The organism is Boudabousia liubingyangii, assembly GCF_001907245.1.
GTDB classification, from domain to species: Bacteria; Actinomycetota; Actinomycetes; order Actinomycetales; family Actinomycetaceae; genus Boudabousia; species Boudabousia liubingyangii.
In genome coordinates, this window is the sequence record NZ_MQSU01000002.1 from 203,604 (window position 1) to 219,787 (window position 16,184).

16 protein-coding genes are annotated in these 16,184 nt (G+C 55.1%); 13 read left to right on the plus strand and 3 right to left on the minus strand.

From position 1 onward, the window contains the following. The first annotated feature begins 4 nt into the window (after positions 1-4). Positions 5-3,553 (plus strand): DNA polymerase III subunit alpha, encoded by a 3,549-nt coding sequence (dnaE, locus tag BSR28_RS03395; protein WP_073708965.1) that lies wholly within the window; start codon positions 5-7, stop codon positions 3,551-3,553. Here dnaE and BSR28_RS03400 read toward each other — a convergent pair whose 3' ends face one another. Continuing rightward, on the minus strand, positions 3,554-3,787 hold the full coding sequence (locus BSR28_RS03400) for an RNA-binding S4 domain-containing protein (RefSeq protein WP_073708966.1): 234 nt from the start codon (positions 3,785-3,787) through the stop codon (positions 3,554-3,556). Positions 3,788-3,851: 64 nt separating this feature from the next. Between BSR28_RS03400 and BSR28_RS03405 the strand changes: the two genes are divergently transcribed. From BSR28_RS03405 to BSR28_RS03430, 6 genes are all read left to right on the plus strand, one after another. Next, a complete protein-coding gene (locus BSR28_RS03405; RefSeq protein ID WP_158020316.1) occupies positions 3,852-4,583 on the plus strand; it encodes a hypothetical protein in 732 nt (243 codons plus the stop codon). Positions 4,584-4,656: 73 nt separating this feature from the next. Continuing rightward, complete coding sequence (locus BSR28_RS03410) at positions 4,657-5,397, plus strand: SseB family protein (RefSeq protein ID WP_073713356.1); 741 nt, start codon at positions 4,657-4,659, stop codon at positions 5,395-5,397. A 318-nt stretch (positions 5,398-5,715) separates the two neighbouring features. Further along, the gene (gene infC / locus BSR28_RS03415; protein WP_233120601.1) at positions 5,716-6,366 is read left to right on the plus strand and encodes a translation initiation factor IF-3; all 651 of its coding nucleotides are present in this window, start codon (positions 5,716-5,718) and stop codon (positions 6,364-6,366) included. 82 nt (positions 6,367-6,448) lie between these two features. Further along, positions 6,449-6,643 carry a 50S ribosomal protein L35 gene (gene rpmI / locus BSR28_RS03420; RefSeq protein WP_073708969.1) on the plus strand — a complete coding sequence of 65 codons (195 nt, stop codon included), beginning with the start codon at positions 6,449-6,451 and terminating at the stop codon, positions 6,641-6,643. A 32-nt stretch (positions 6,644-6,675) separates the two neighbouring features. Further along, positions 6,676-7,059, plus strand: coding sequence for a 50S ribosomal protein L20 (gene rplT / locus BSR28_RS03425; protein ID WP_073708970.1), 384 nt, complete (start codon positions 6,676-6,678; stop codon positions 7,057-7,059). Between the two features lie 391 nt (positions 7,060-7,450). Continuing rightward, positions 7,451-7,975: a hypothetical protein gene (locus BSR28_RS03430; RefSeq protein ID WP_073708971.1), complete on the plus strand. Its 525-nt coding sequence runs from the start codon at positions 7,451-7,453 to the stop codon at positions 7,973-7,975. Positions 7,976-8,049: 74 nt separating this feature from the next. On the opposite strand, the gene BSR28_RS09100 is transcribed toward BSR28_RS03430, so the two are convergent. Further along, positions 8,050-8,640, minus strand: coding sequence for a hypothetical protein (locus BSR28_RS09100; protein ID WP_198928928.1), 591 nt, complete (start codon positions 8,638-8,640; stop codon positions 8,050-8,052). Positions 8,641-8,795: 155 nt separating this feature from the next. On the opposite strand from BSR28_RS09100, the gene BSR28_RS03440 reads away from it, so the two are divergent. From BSR28_RS03440 to BSR28_RS03465, 6 genes are all read left to right on the plus strand, one after another. After that, complete coding sequence (locus tag BSR28_RS03440; protein WP_083563000.1) at positions 8,796-10,106, plus strand: MFS transporter; 1,311 nt, start codon at positions 8,796-8,798, stop codon at positions 10,104-10,106. A 4-nt stretch (positions 10,107-10,110) separates the two neighbouring features. Beyond that, positions 10,111-11,022, plus strand: coding sequence for a PfkB family carbohydrate kinase (locus BSR28_RS03445; RefSeq protein WP_073713357.1), 912 nt, complete (start codon positions 10,111-10,113; stop codon positions 11,020-11,022). Positions 11,023-11,081: 59 nt separating this feature from the next. Beyond that, positions 11,082-11,960, plus strand: coding sequence for a TrmH family RNA methyltransferase (locus tag BSR28_RS03450; protein ID WP_073708973.1), 879 nt, complete (start codon positions 11,082-11,084; stop codon positions 11,958-11,960). A gap of 38 nt (positions 11,961-11,998) precedes the next feature. Next, a complete protein-coding gene (thiL, locus tag BSR28_RS03455; RefSeq protein ID WP_073713358.1) occupies positions 11,999-13,084 on the plus strand; it encodes a thiamine-phosphate kinase in 1,086 nt (361 codons plus the stop codon). Between the two features lie 63 nt (positions 13,085-13,147). After that, the gene (locus BSR28_RS03460; protein WP_073708975.1) at positions 13,148-13,774 is read left to right on the plus strand and encodes a VanZ family protein; all 627 of its coding nucleotides are present in this window, start codon (positions 13,148-13,150) and stop codon (positions 13,772-13,774) included. Next, on the plus strand, positions 13,771-14,745 hold the full coding sequence (locus tag BSR28_RS03465; protein ID WP_073713359.1) for an endonuclease/exonuclease/phosphatase family protein: 975 nt from the start codon (positions 13,771-13,773) through the stop codon (positions 14,743-14,745). Before BSR28_RS03460 ends, BSR28_RS03465 begins: the two co-directional genes overlap by 4 nt. Before the next feature lie 36 nt (positions 14,746-14,781). Here the strand turns inward: BSR28_RS03465 and BSR28_RS03470 are convergent, their stop codons facing one another. Further along, positions 14,782-16,149, minus strand: coding sequence for an alpha-amylase family glycosyl hydrolase (locus BSR28_RS03470; RefSeq protein ID WP_083563054.1), 1,368 nt, complete (start codon positions 16,147-16,149; stop codon positions 14,782-14,784). Between the last annotated feature and the right edge of the window lie 35 nt (positions 16,150-16,184).

Here is a 16,184-nt window from a genome sequence, read left to right on the forward strand (position 1 = left end):
TCCTATGGAATCGAACTTTGTGCACCTGCACTGCCACACTGACTACTCAATGCTGGACGGTGCCGCCCGAATTAAACCCATGGTGGAGCGCGCCAAAGAACTAGGGCAGCCCGCCGTTGCGATTACCGACCACGGCTTCCTGTTCGGAGCATTTGAGTTCTATTCCGCCTGTAAGGATGCCGGCATCAAACCGATCATCGGCCTAGAAGCCTACATGACACCCGGCACCTCCCGTTTCGATAACTCGCGCGTCCTCTGGGGCACCAAGGAGCAGCAGAGCGCCGGCGACGACGTTTCCGCGCGTGGTTCCTACACGCACATGACCCTGCTCTCGCGCACTACCGAGGGCATGCATAACCTATTCCGCCTAGGCTCCCTAGCCTCCCTTGAAGGACACTTCGGTAAGGCTCCCCGTGCAGACCGTGACCTGCTGGAAACCTACTCGAAGGGTCTAATCGGCACTACCGGTTGCCCTTCCAGTGCCGTCCAGACGCGTCTGCGCCTAGGTCAAATCGAAGAGGCCTACAAGGAAGCGGGCGAACTGCAGGACATCTTCGGTAAAGAGAATTTCTTCGTCGAACTCATGGACCACGGGCTGTCCATTGAACGTCGAGTCCAAAAAGAACTGCTGGCTCTAGCGCGTCACCTAGACGCCCCGATTATCGCCACCAATGACTCCCACTATGTCAGCAAGGATGAGCGCGATATTCACGACTCCATGCTGTGTATCTCTACCGGTTCAAGGCTTTCAGACCCGGACCGCTTCCGCTTCGAAGGTTCTGGCTATTACCTGAAGACCGCCCAGGAAATGCGCGAAATCTTCAAGGAGCTCCCTGAGGCTTGCGATAACACTCTGCTGGTCGCCCAGATGTGCGACGTCGAGTTCACCACCACCAAAGAGGGCGCTAACTTCATGCCCCAGTTCCCCGTCCCGGAGGGCGAGGACGAACACTCCTGGTTTATTCGCGAGGTGGAACGCGGCCTACACTACCGTTTCCCCAACGGCATCCCAGACGAGGTTCGCAAACAGGCCGACTATGAGGTTGGCATTATTACCCAGATGGGTTTCCCTGGCTACTTCCTAGTGGTCGCCGACTACATCCAGTGGGCTAAGGATCAGGGTATTCGCGTGGGGCCGGGACGTGGTTCCGGTGCCGGTTCCATGGTGGCTTACGCCATGCGTATTACCGAACTAAACCCGTTGGAGCACGGTCTACTATTCGAACGGTTCCTAAACCCTGAACGTGTGTCCATGCCTGACTTCGATATCGACTTCGACGAACGTCGTCGCGGTGAGGTCATCGACTACGTGACCCGCAAGTACGGCTCCGACAAGATCGCGCAGGTGGTTACCTACGGCAAGATCAAGTCTAAGCAGGCCCTAAAAGACTCGACCCGCGTCCTCGGCTATGAATACCAGATGGGGGAGCGCCTCACCAAGGCCATGCCACCCTCGGTAATGGGTAAGGATATTCCCGTCAACGGGATCTTCGACCCCACCCACAAGCGCTACGCGGAAGCGGAAGAATTCCGCAAACTGCACGCCTCCGATCCGGATGTCCAAAAGGTCGTGGGCCTAGCTAAGGGCCTTGAGGGCCTGACCCGCCAGTGGGGCGTACACGCCTGTGCGGTGATCATGTCCTCGCATACTCTGACGGACATTATTCCCCTGATGAAGCGCCCCCAGGATGGCGCCATCATTACCCAGTTCGAATACCCCACCTGTGAAGCCCTTGGGCTACTAAAGATGGACTTCTTGGGTCTGCGAAACCTGACGGTGATTTCCGATGCCCTCGAAGCGATTGTGGACAACGGTAAGGAACCCGTTGATCTTGACCACCTCACCCTTGACGACCGGGCTACCTACGAACTGCTCTCCACTGGTGAAACCCTAGGCGTCTTCCAGATGGATGGTGGCGGTATGCGAGAGCTACTGCGCCTGATGAAGCCCGACAACTTCGAGGACATCTCCGCGGTCGGTGCGCTCTACCGTCCCGGCCCCATGGGCGCGGACTCCCACACGAACTACGCCCTACGTAAGAACGGGATTCAGGCGATCGAACCGATCCACCCGGCCCTCGAAGAGCCCCTAAAGGACATTCTGGGTGAGACCTATGGTCTGATCGTGTACCAAGAGCAGGTTATGGCTATTGCGCAGAAGGTCGCCGGCTACTCGCTGGGCCAAGCAGACTTGCTCCGTCGTGCGATGGGTAAGAAGAAGAAGGAAATTCTAGACAAGGAATACATTCCCTTCCACGATGGCATGATCGAGCGCGGCTACCCCGAGGACGCCATTAAGACCCTGTGGGATATCCTAGTTCCCTTCTCAAACTACGCGTTCAACAAGGCCCACTCGGCCGCCTACGGTGTGGTCTCATACTGGACCGCCTACCTAAAGGCCAACTACCCGGTCGAATACATGAGCGCCCTGCTGACCAGTCAGCGGGACAACAAGGATAAGCTTTCTAACTACCTAGCTGAATGCCGTCGGATGCACATTAATGTGCTGCCGCCGGATGTGAACGAATCCGATGCGCTATTTAGCGCGGTCGGGGAGGACATTCGCTTTGGCTTGGCGGCTATCCGCAACGTTGGCCATAACGTCGTTGAGGCCATTATTGAAGCTCGCCAAGAAAAGGGCCCCTTCACCTCTTTCAAGGACTTCTTGTCCAAGGTGCCCATGGTGGTTTGCAATAAGCGCACCATTGATTCATTGATTAAGGCCGGGGCTTTTGACTCCCTAGAGGAATCTCGGGCGGCATTGTCTGCCTGCCATGAAGAGGCCGTTGACGCCGTCACCAGCCAGAAGCGTAATGAGGCTATTGGTCAGTTTGACCTCTTTGCGGCCTTTGATACGCCGGTCGATGACGCCTTTACTTTCGCGATTCCTAACTTGCCCGAGTGGGACCGAAAGATCAAGTTGCAGTTTGAGCGTGACATGCTGGGCCTTTACGTGTCGGATCACCCGCTAAATGGCTTGGAACGTACCCTGGCTCGGAATGCGGACGCACCGATCACCCACGTCATTGGCGAGGGGGGCACGCCCGATCGCGGTACGGTGCGGATTTCCGGTTTGATTACTTCTGTGGTTCGTAAGACCAATAAGCAGGGTGCCCTGTGGGCGATCGTCACCATCGAGGACTTAAGCGGGTCCATGCAGGTGCTCTTCTTCCCGCGTACCTTTGAGACCTATTCGCCCTTCCTGGAACCGGACGCCCTAGTTTCGATTACCGGTAATATGCGACGTGATGACGCGAAGGCGGAAATCTATGCAACGGATATGAAGGTGCTAGAGGTTTCTGAAACTGGTGAACTACCCCTAGTCCTCAACTTGGGGGTTCGTCAGTGTACTCGTGCCAATATGGAAGCCCTCCGTGATGTCCTAGAGACGCACCCGGGTTCGTCACCGGTACGGTTGAAGGTTAAGGAAGGTCCTAAGGTAACTACCTTGGAGCTGGATAAGACCACCGTGGAGCAATCAACGGCACTATTTGCCGATATCCTAGCGATCCTAGGTTCCGGGGTGTTGCCGGCCGAGCACGCTAATAACTAGTTAGTTTTCGCTGCGGACAATAGCGCCCGGTTCAGGAGCATCGGGGTCAAGTAAAGTGACTTCGTCTCCGTCATTGAGCTGCTTGGCACGCTGGGTACAAACTGTGCCGTTGACCATTACTTGGCCACTCTGAATTAGTGCCCCAGCTTCCGCGCCTGAATCCACAAGGCTTGCTAACTTAAGGAATTGTGCCAATTTGATGGGGGTACGGACAGGTAAATCGAAAAGTTCCATGACTGGATTCTACCTGTTGGTAACAAAGGGTGGCTTATCAATAGTGATAAAATCTAAACTAGCAGTGACCAGATTTAAGGAGGCCACCATGCGGGAAGATAAATCTGAACGCGATTTCGAAAAGGAGTTTGCTCAGCTAATCGGTGATGATCAAGCTGAGGAAAGCTCCAAGGTGCCAGAATCTGAAAAAAACTCTGACCTACCAGAGGTCGCCTACGGGGAAATCCCTGAAAACCTTGTTATCGAAGAAGTTCGTCCCATGGAGGATGGACATCGACGAGTGGGCCTGATCGTAACTGAGCTACGCTCGGCGCTACTACTTGAAGAAATCCTCAAAGAAGCGAAGCTCAAAGCACGTGCCCTCGGGACCGAATCCGGTGCCGTAGCTTGGGTTGATATTACTTCTGCGGAAGACGAGTTTTCTGAGCTGATGGGCCCCGAACGCCCCCTAGCCCCAGAATTGGACCAGGTTGGAAAAGCCCTAAGCGAGTTGCTGGGCCGCGAAGTTCTTGGGTTGCAGTCATGGTTGAGCCAAACTGACCCCGATGCTATTGACGAGGGCGAAAGTGCAGTTGTTGGGCAATTGGTGGCATGGCGTTATCTAAACGGAAAAGCTCATAAACCACTAAGCGCGGGAATGGTTGTGGCCTATCTAGATCCACGGATCGAAGACCTACTAGTGGGGCGTACTGACCCGCTAACTCACGATTTCCCGGTGGAAGAACCGCCCTCAATCTGGCGTTCCTTTAAGAACATTAGCAAGAATATTTTCAACCAGAGTCGACGCGATCAGTAGAGCTACCTTGAATCCGCCTAGGATTAAAGTAGCAGCTGGGAAGTTTGAACTAATCGCCTGCTAAGGATACTCAATGACAGAGAATCGACCGTTAAAGCTGACTGAAGCGCAGCGTCAAAAACTGGCCCAGAGGCTGGGGCAAAAGCCCGTAGGTGCTGCTGCCCATGATGCGGGGGACTGCCCTGCAGCGGTGGCCGCAGCCCTATCTGGAACGAAAGTGCGGGCTCGGCTAGAAAAGGTCGCTCACGCACTGGTTGGGCAAAGACTACTAATGCCGGTTTATGCGCATCCCGAAGAACATTCAGAACCAAAAAACTTAGCCGAATCGCTGATCCGTCAAGAAGTAAATGGGCAGTCGGTACTACTGGCTTTTACCGATGTCGTCAGCATGCAGAAATTTGATCCGACGGCCCGGCCAGTACCCGTGCCGGTAAAACAGTTTGCCACCTGGGCACTATCGGATCAGCAGGCTCTAATGCTAAATCAAGACCCAGAGCTAATCCTGGGGATGCCGGCACTTTCTGCCCTAGTAGTAGGGGACAACTGGTTGCCGGCGTGGGCTAACGAGCCGCTTAACGTCGCGGTCCAGGACCTCATGTCCAACTATCCTGCGTTGGTAGGTTTTACCTTCCAACCGCAGGGGTATGGTACTCGCTTGGAGTTATCAGTTTTAATGACTGCCGGCCCGGACCAAGCCGGTCGGGAAGCGCGTGCACAGGTCTCTAGCTTTGTTTCCCAAGTGGCACAGATACCCGAACTACCAGGATCATGTGGGCCACTGTCCGTCGCACCACAGCCGGTTAACCTAGCCTAGTGGGAAGATTGCTTCAGTTGCCGGGCCCTGGGGAGCCTAAATATGGTGAGTGTGTCGAAGTCTACGTATACTAATCCCCGAAATCCTTAAACCCGTAGTGAACATGTGTTAAGCTAAGGGAAGTCAAAAGCGGGTCCAACCGGACCCACAACGTAAGTGGAGGCCACTCCCACCTGGATTGCCGCCTGTGAAAGCAGAGCTAGGTATCGGGTAAAGAGCGTGATTGTGGATTGGCAGTGAAAGCTGTGTGTCCATTGTTATGTTTAGGCCTTCGCGCAGTGCGCCGAAGGCCTTTTTGGTGCCCTGACGTTGATTACTTTGAGCAGAGAATGGAGCAGGGTCATTACTGAACCGCGTATTAACGAACGCATTCGAGTCCCGGAAGTCCGACTAGTCGGTCCCGCTGGTGAACAGGTTGGTGTAGTTCGTGTAGAAGACGCTTTACGCCTAGCACAAGAAGCCGACCTCGACCTAGTTGAGGTGGCACCTGAGGCTCGTCCTCCGGTAGCTAAGCTCATGGATTACGGCAAGTACAAGTATGAGATGGCTCAGAAAGAACGTGCTGCTCGTCGTAACCAGGCCAATACGCAGATGAAGGAAGTCCAGTTCCGTCTAAAGATCGATGATCATGACTTCGAAACCAAGCGTGGCCACGTCGTTCGTTTCTTGAACGGTGGCGACAAGGTTAAGGTCGTAATCATGTTCCGTGGTCGTGAACAATCACGTCCGGAACTTGGCGTGAAACTGCTTGAGCGTTTGGCTGAATCAGTAACTGAATATGGCACTGTGGAAGCACGTCCTCGGATTGACGGACGCCGCATGAACATGGTTCTGGCTCCGCTGCGTAAGAAGTCTGAGGCAATCAACGAGGTGCGTAAGCGCCGCGAGGAAGCCCGAGACGAACGACGTGCACGCCGCCAAGAACGCTCTGAGCGTTCCGGCCAGGCTCAGGCTGAAAAGGCCAAATAAGTAAATAAGGTTTTGCCGGTAACAACCGGAAGATAATGCTGGTGCCCTAAAGGGGCATGGATATAGATACGAGGATAGGAAAATGCCGAAGAACAAGACGCACTCGGGTATGAAGAAGCGAGTTCGCACCACCGGTACTGGTAAGCTCATGCGTGAGCGTGCTGGTAAGCGCCACTTGCTAGAGCACAAGTCGTCGCGTCGTACGCGTCGCCTGTCCCGGGACCAGGTTGTGGCTCCCGCCGACGTGAAGAAGATTAAATCGCTGCTCGGCAAGTGAGCCGGACCGGGAATTATAAGGAGTTTTAGAATATGGCACGCGTAAAAAGGGCTGTAAACGCCGCTAAGAAGCGCCGCGTTGTTTTGGACCGCGCCTCAGGTTACCGCGGTCAGCGTTCCCGCCTATACCGTAAGGCTAAGGAACAGGTCACCCACTCAATGGTGTACTCGTACCGCGACCGCAAGGCTCGCAAGAACGAGTTCCGTCGCCTCTGGATTGCACGTATCAACGCTGCTGTCCGCGCTGAAGGCATGACCTACAACCGCTTCATCCAGGGTCTAAACCTGGCTGGCATCGAGGTTGACCGTCGCGTTCTTTCCGAACTAGCTATCTCTGATCCGGCTGCATTCAGCACCCTGGTCAAGGCTGCTAAGGAAGCACTACCGGAAGACGTTAACGCTCCCAAGGAAGCCTGAGTTCCCCACGGGCGACGGTGGCTATAAGCTGCTGTCTTAACCCAGCGGATTAAGCTTACAAAAGCGGGCCGAGGATTTTTCCTCGGCCCGCTTCGTATATCCCGCCTTCCACTAGTGACTTTCAGTTGGGGAGCACGGAATCTAGCATGCTTACTATATCCATCATTATGCTGGAGTAATCGTGGGAGAGTAAGATCATGACCGGAAGGCACCCTGGAACGGGAGTTTGGAAATGCTAAGTACTACTAGATTAGGCAAGCCAATCGCACTTGCTACCTTGACATTTACGCTGTTGTTATCTGCTTGCGCTAGCCCCGGTGCCGGAACTTCATCCGTTCCAAGCCCTTCACCCGCCCCGGTAGTCAAGACTCCTGAGCCGACTGTAAGTAAAGTGGGCACCCCTGAAGCTAAAGATCAGAAGGGAGCCCAGGAGGAAGCGGCCGCGAAGGCCAAGGAAGCCGAAGTGAAGCAAAAGGCCGAGGCCGAAGCAAAGGCGAAGGCCGCTGTCGAAGCTAAGAAAGCTGCCCAGGCTAAGGCCGAAATGGAAGCCAAACGTCAAGCAGAAGCCAAGAACTCCGCGACCATTCCTTCTTCCCCCAAAGATGCTTCCGCCCCTCGTAAAGCAAAGTCTAAGCCTCAACCCGCCCCGCAAAAGGTAAGAACGGCACCTAAACATAAGACGGCACCTGTGCAGACTCCTCACAAACAAAAGCGCAAGTCTGCTCCCGCTCCCAAGAAGTCTGTTGCTCCCGCCAAGCCCGCACCAAAGAAGGTGGCTCCGGCGCCGGCAATACCAGATTGGAAGAAAAAACTGGAAGAGGGACGTGAACGTCGTCGGAGAGCTCAGCGGGAAGCCGAGAAGAGTTGTCCGAAGGGAACTGTTTACTACCTAAATGGAGTCAAAATCACCTGCTAATACCTTCGACACTCTCAGCGACCAAAACAGAATCCCCGACGCTTAAATGGATAAGACGTCGGGGATTAGTACGTTCAAAGGGATAATGGTCGCGGTCGCACTCGCAACCATAGGGCCAGAGCTAAAGCGGCCACCGCAATCGCCGCAATATAGGGCTGCGCCGGTGCCCACAAGCCTAAAGCACCAGAGGTGCCCAAAAGCAGTAGCACGATCTTATTACAGACTGGGCAGGCCACCGCAAAGAGCGTCGCCCCAATAATCGTCGCAAAACGGCCAGCCTGCGGATCCTTCGGAGCGGCCGGCAGTGCGAACCAGAGGAAAGTCAGAATCAAGGTGGCACCTACTGCTAGGTATTCCCACCAGCGCACCGGTACCTCCCTAGAGAAGATCGGGTTCGGCAAAATATCTGTCGGTAGGACCAAAAACAAACCTACGCCCAAAGTCAGCAGCAGGGCTCGTAAGTAACCCTGTAGGGGAGTGCGCTGGGTTTCTTCCCGCACGCCCTCGGCGGAAATAAACCTAGCCTGCGGCCACCAAGCCTGCGGCTGAGCGGTACGTAAAGAAGCGGGTACCGAAGTCGCGGACGAAGCCGTGACCTGTTCAGATCCCTTGGCGGCACGTTTGGCAGCATCATTGCGGTCAGAGCGGTCGGAAGGGGATGTCATAGGAACCTTTCAGCCTCGAAAAAGAAAACAGTCTCATCATAACAACCAAGTGGAACCGCTTTCTATTCCCGCGCCTTAGTGGCAAATGCGTCAAGCTTTCAATAGACTAAAACTGAGCCAAGAAAAACCAATAAAGACTGGCAACTAAAACTCTTATGCATAACCCCATCAAACCTTCGAAATCCCAAGCGGCACCGGAACTACCCGAAGCGGTAGCGCCCAAAGCCAAAGTCCCCAGTAAAACCTCACTCCTAATCAGCAACCCCACCCTACGCGCACTGCTAGTAATCGTATTCTTCACCTACAGTGCCCAAAACATGCTGAACGTATCCATCGCCCCGCTAGCGCGAAAACTGAACCTCTACAGTTGGGCAGTGGGCCTAGCGGTCTCACTCGCAGCTGTCTTCGTGGCGATGCTTTCCCAGTTCTGGTCTCGGCGCTCCCTAATTTGGGGACGGCGTCGCGTGCTGATCATCGCGCTCACCCTAGCTTTTATTGCCTCCCTGCTTTTCTCTGGCTCAGTCATGCTACGCGATGCCGGGATGCTCAGCGCCGGCGTGGCCACCGCCATTATCGTCATCGCCCGCGGCGCCTTCTTCGGGGCGGCAGTATCTGCAATCCCGCCCACCGGTCAGGCACTAATCGCCGCCCTAACTCCTGATGAACCCTCCCGCGTGGCGGGCATGAGTGCCTTCTCCGGGTCGATCAGCGCCTCGATCATGATTGGCTCCCTAGCCTCATCCGCCCTGGGTGCCTGGCACATCTACGGTCCCGTCCACGCCACCGGAATCCTCATCGCCATCGCGCTGCTAGTCACCATCTTTGCCGTTCCCGTAACCCCACCACCCCCGAAGAAATCCCAGCCGCTAAAGGTCTCATTCCTTGATCCGCGCATCTTGCCGTGGATCCTAGCGGCCCTGGGCATGTTCTTCACCAATGGGGTCGCGCAGATTATTACCGGCTTCCTAGCCCAAGACCGACTTCACCTAGCCCCCGAACAGGCCATGGCACCAACCGGGTTCCTACTACTAGCCAGTGCCGCCGGAGCCATGATCATGCAGATCGTGATTGTCCCACGCCTAGGGTGGACGCCGGATCGACTACTGCGCATTGGCCTAAACGTCTCAGTACTATCCCTCTTCGGCCTGGCCCTAGCCAGTAACTTCTGGCTGCTAATGCTCAGCTATTTAGGTTTCGGTATCTCCATGGGTCTGGTTTCCCCTGGATTCAACGCCGGGGCCTCACTTGCCGTAAACAAGAATGAACTAGCGGGTGTAGCCGGCGTACTCAGTGCGACCGGTGCGATCTCTTGGATCTTCGGCCCGGTAAGTGCTACCGCACTATATGCCTGGCACCCGCTTTCACCCTTCATTCTGTCCGGGGTCCTACTAGGGGCCTCCACGATCTTAGCCTGGGTCCACCCCGTGCTAAGAGGCTCAGTAAAACTTCGACCCAAAACGGAGTAACAAAATGAAAAAGATCCTGTGCGTGGGCATGCTAACCATGGACAACCTACTGCTAGTAGAAAGCTACCCCAAGGAAGACACCGCCCAACCAGTCAAGGACAGCTACCAAGCCCTAGGTGGTTCTGCCGCCAAGTCTGCCGTCGTGGCAGATGCCCTAGGACAGTCCGCGATCCTGATCGCCGCCCTCGGAAGCGGCGATACCGCCCAGAATCTACTAGACGATCTATCCCAAACCCAGATCGACCTCAGACTAGAACGCAATGAGGCCCCAGCCTCGCAATCAACCATAATCCTGAACGAGCTCAACTCCAGCCGAACCATCCTTTGGACCGGGGGTGAAAAAGTCCAATCACCCCAGCCGCTCTTCGATGAAATCAACCCCGAAGAGATCGGCATTATTATGCTCGATGCCACCGACCCGAAGCTCTTCACGGCCACCATCGAATACGCGAATGAACATCAAATCCCGCTAGTGTTAGATACCGGCTCAGGTCGCCCCTGGGTGGCTGACGCGCTACCCCAAGCGGACTACGTGATTGCCCCCGCCAAGTACCTACAGAAGTTCCTGTACACCAAGAACGACAATATGAAGGAACTACTGCAACAGGTTCCCGCCGACTGGGGACGACAGATTCTGGCTGTCAGCAATGGCTCCCACGGTGGCGCCTATCGTGTCACCGGGGAAGAACAAATCCGCCGCTGGTCCGCCCACCCTGCCAAAGCCGTCGACACCAACGGTGCCGGCGACGTTTTCCACGGTGCTTTCGCCTGCGCGCTACTCAATGACTTCACAGTTCCAGAAGCCCTAGACTACGCCTCTGAGGTGGCCGCGTTAAGTATCAGTACCTACGGTAACGAATGGTTGGCCGACCAGCGTGCCCTAGCGGAACTCAGTGACCGCCTGCTGGCTAAATAACACGTATTTCACGCCGGTCTAGAACGGTCCCAGCACCTACTGCTGCTAAGCTGGGAGACATGAGTGAATCTTCCCAGCATCTGTTTTCTGACCGCGTCGACTTGATGGACAACCCGAAGGCCAATCGGGTTGGCTTCGTGAGCCGCCTAGCCCGCCGTCAAACCCGTCAGAAGTACGGTTTAGCGCTAGTCGAGGGGCCGCAGGCCGTGCGGGAACTGATTCGTTTCCAACCCTCAGCCATCCGCGACCTCTATGTGGACCTAGAAATGGCTTCGGGCACCTACCGGGAACTAGTGCTGGCCGCCCGCGAGGTCACCGATTTCGTGCACCCCTGCACCCGCCAGGTGGTGGACCACATGTCCTCTGACGCGCAGGGGATCGTGGCCGTAGCCGAACTGGAGAAGCTACCCTTCCACCCCGTAGAACAGCTGCAACTAGATGCTGGAATGGCCGTGCTCTTAGCGCGCGTCCAAGACCCGGGTAATGCCGGCACCATGGTTCGCCTGGCTGACGCCTTCGGAGCCCAGGCCGTCTTAGCCTCGGCCGGTACCGCCGACCTTAGCAGCCCGAAGGTACTGCGTTCGGCAGTAGGGTCTTCCTTCCACTTGCCCACCTACACCGGTCAGTTCTCTGATCTGGTGGTTCCCTTGAAAAAGGCCGGGTTTAAGATCTTGGGTACCAGTGGCGAGGGAGCGATTTCCTTTGACGACCTAATCGATGCCGCAACCTTGGGTACCGACCCGGAACTGGCTCCCGTGCTGGAAGGCCCACTGGTTTGGGTATTTGGCAATGAGGCAAAGGGCTTGGCTCCCGACGAGGCCGAACTCTGCGACTACCTGGTCTCCATTCCCATGTACGGGCAGGCGGAATCGCTGAACGTGGCCAGCGCGGCGGCCGTGGTCCTGTCCGGTACGGCCCGGATTCGGCACCGTCAGTAGCTTAGCTGCTTAGGTTCATCGAAGTAGGTGGGGTAGATATGGCGCACTTGGACCCGCAGACCCGAATTGCCGACCTCGACGAGGTCGCGCTTTTAGAGCATCTTTTCCCGCACCTTCCCGTTAACGACCTGATTATTACCCCTCCCGGGGATGATGCGGCAGTCATGGCCGCCCCCGATGGCGCCTACGTGATTACCAGTGACATGATGATCGGAGAGGCGGATTGGCTTTCGCAATGGTCTTCTGCCTATGAGGTGGGGCAACGTCTTGCCGCCCAAAATCTGGCTGATATTGCCGCCATGGGGGCTTATCCGAGCGGGGTAGTGTTGAGTTTTGCTTTCCCGCCGCAGACCACCCTAGCTTGGGTTGATGAGCTGTATCGTGGAATTTCAGAGCGATGTGCGCAGGCTGGGGCGGCGATTATTGGTGGGGATCTTTCCGGTGGGAAACAGATTATCCTCAATGCCACCGTCACTGGAGACCTGCGGGGAGAAACTGCTGTGACCCGGTCAGGAGCTCGCCCGGGAGATCTAATCTGTTTAGCCGGTACGCTGGGCCGTTCAGGGGCAGGCTTGGACCTTTGCCATGCTGGTTACGCTCACCAAGAGGCACGAAATCAATTACCGGAAGGCACTCGTGCCGTAGTCGAAGTGTGTGTCTCAATCTTTAAAGCAGCCCGTCCACCTCTGGAGGCCGGTCCCGCGGCAGCTCGTGCCGGGGCCCATGCGATGCTTGATGTCTCTGATGGTCTAGGTAAAGACCTGCGCCGGATCCTACGCGCGTCCAGCCAAAGCCGCGGCCAGACCCTAGCGGCCCGCCTAGAAACCAAAGCCCTCACGCCTTTTGTAAACTTCCTAGCTCCAGCCGGGGAACTGATCGGGGTTGACCCGTGGCAATGGGTGATGGCTGGGGGAGAGGACCACCCCTTGCTAGCCGTATTCTCGGACTCTGCCAAGGTGCCCGAAGATTTCCGTCCCATTGGCCGGATTATCGAAGCCGAAGCCCAGCTTGCGGACTCGAAGCCAGCTATTTACCTTGATGATCAGCTCTATGAAGGTGTCGGCGGATGGGACCACTACGGGGAATCTGAAAAAGTTCATTCCATGACGCGGTCTTGTGAATGAGAATAACTGTATAGCTAGCTCAGATTGGTTACTGGTAGAGGGGATAACATTGAGGCCAGAGGCATGATTCTTATAGCGATCACTGGTAGTCAGCTCTTTGCCCATGCCGTGCTTCTAATTTTAGTTGGCATGCTTTTGAGCGCGGTTGTGTTCATTCCCCTATCAGCCTTCCGGTACTTCCTGATGGGAAGCAAAGACAACCAATCTTTGAAGTTTGGTTTTCACTCGATTGTTATGATCTATGTGACGGCGCTTATTGGATATACTTTTTTCCCAATTCCCAAGATAACGCCTTACTGGTGTTCGCGTAGACCAGCCCATAGGGTAGTGCTGGATCCTACTCTTCCGTTCAGAAGCATCCGCCAACAAGTGATGCAAGGTGAAAATTGGCTTCAAATCCTCTTTTCTCATTCAGCTACTGGATTATGGCTAAATGTACTCTTATTCGTGCCGATGGGTTTTATATTGGTATGGCATTACCGGCTCTCGATTAGGGCTGCTTTAGCACTAGGATTTATTAGTTCCTTGTTTATCGAAGTAGCCCAATTTAGTGCTAATTTTGGTTTAGTTGAATGCCAGTACCGCATTAGTGATATTAATGATTTATTGATGAATACCCTTGGTGCATTTTTGGGAGCGTTTCTTGCGCAGTCGATCCGGGCTCTTGTCAAAGGAGGGGATGGCCGTTGAATAGCAACAAGATTCTCAAGGCGTTCACCGCATTGGCTTTCGCGGGCGTATTAGTCTCGTTCTACACCTACTACACGACTCAAAGCCTAGTTGCCTTCCCCTATATTGTGGGTGTGTTAGCGCCTTTTGGAACGGTACTGCTAGCGGTGGTGCTGCTCTTAAGCTTGGTGGCCAGAAAACCTAAATGGGCGCTGATCAACCTCGTAATGATGGCCCTAATGCTAGGTAACTATCTGGTGTTGCCGTATTACCAAGCACGGACCGCGAACTCCCGGGCTGGCGCGAGCAGTGCTCAACATGGTGAATTAGCCGTGGTTTCGATAAATGTCGAGTTCGGGGCGGGACACCCGGAGCAGATCGCGAAGCAGGTAAAAGATCACCGGGCGGACGTACTGGTAGTTACCGAAGCGACTCAGGCCCACGCCCAACAGCTACTGCCACTGATCGAAGCTGAACTGCCTTTCCATACCGAGCTTCCGCGCAGCGACAGTGGATATGAAACCACCATCTATGCTCGTTACCCACTATTAGACACGGGTCTGCTCAACCAGTATTGGGGGCCCTATTCTGGATCCTTCCAGATCCCTTTCGCAACGCTTGAACATCCGCAAGGAAAAGTCCGCGTGATGGGAGTACACGTGCTACCACCGATGCGGGCTCGCACGGTCTCCCTGTGGCAAAGAGATCTAATGCAGATTGGTCAGTGGGCTGAAAAATCTCCTGAAGTTCCCGCCCTAGCAGCCGGTGATTACAATGCTGCCTATGTGCATCGTCCCTATCGTCAGATGCTGGGGTCCGGACATGACGCCCTAGACCAAGAGGGCATCTGGCCGCGCTATACTTGGCCGCACAAGTTCCCCTTCACCCGGATCGACCACATTAATCTGTGGGGAGCCCAAGCCAGTGAAGCTGGGACCTTCGAGGTAGAGGGAACCGATCATTTAGGAGTCTGGGCTAAGATTCGTTTCTAGATATCTAGGTACGTCCCTTGGGCCGGGTCTAGCTGCCTAGACTTCCCAGATCATCCAGGCACCCGGATCCAGTTCAAACCGGTCTGCTTCCCAACCGGCATCTTGGCCAGCTAAATACTGGGCCCGTGATGACGAGGGCGCTGGCTCACCATTTACCGAGCCTTCCGGGTCACTGGCAGTCAGACCGCTAATACCTTCACCGAGGGGAAGAGTGCTGTGCTTCTGGCCCGCATTAAGTGCCACCACCATTACGGGTTTACCAGCTTGGTCCCGAACCGCATAGGCTAGGGCTGCTCCAGCTACCGCTAAAATCTGGACTTGCCCAGAGGTGATCTGCGGGAAGCGACGACGTAAACCTAGCAACCGAGCGTAGTGAGAATATTCCAGCGGACGTTCAGTGGGGCCGGGAACCTGCTTTGGGAGCGCCTGTCGGATCGCATCATCGCCGCCAAATCGCTCTTCCTTCAGTCCTTCCCAAGCTAGCTCATCCCCGTAATAAACGGTAGGCATACCGGGTAGAGTAGCCAAAAGTAGGGGAGCAAGGTGACGGGAGGCTAGTGGTAGCTGGGACGAGATCCTAGTGACGTCGTGGTTCCCAATGAAAGTCCAGGGCAGGAACGCCCTCGTGAAGTAATTATGTCGGCCACAGGCCCAGGCTAGTTCATAGAGATTTTCATCCTTCAGGGCAGACCAGATCGCCTTCCACAATTCGTACTGAGTGCAGGTGTGGAAACCACCCTGAGCCACTAGGTGGGGATAGTCCCCGTGAATAATCTCTGCCGCCAAGAGTACCTGCGGGTACTGTGAGCGGAAACTGCTTAGAACCTCAGAGATGGCCGGACCATCAAGGGCGTAGGCAGCATCGAAACGCCAAGCATCAACCCCTAAATCGGTCCAATAGCTGAGGACCTTGCCAATGAGTGCTTTGGTGGCAGGCTTTTGTAAATCAAGTTCTTGCAACTGCCCGTGGCCTTCGAAGACTCGCACATTTCCAGCATCATCGATAGCTAGATGCGCTGGTGCCTGCTCTGGCTCCCAAGGGTAGTTCTTAGATACGTGGTTAAATACGCCATCCAACATGACTTTAAGACCACGCTCGTGGGCTGCCGCTAAAAGGGCCTGGAAATCATCTAGGGTGCCGATTCTGGGATCGATCTGGAAATAATCGATCGTGTCATAACCGTGAAGTTCGGACTTGAAAATTGGACCTAAGGAAAGACCATTTAGGCCCAGATCGCGCGCATGATCCAGCCAGGGAATTAGATCAGAAAGCTTTCCATAAGAGTTTGGGTCCTGACCGGTTGTATCAGCCCCTAAAGCACCAAGGGGATAAATCTGCCACCACTGAACGTAGTTAGCCCAGTCGGGTAGCTCTGGAATCGGTAGCGCACTATCGGTACTCATAACCATAAGTTTACGCTCCCTACTGCATAGAGGTA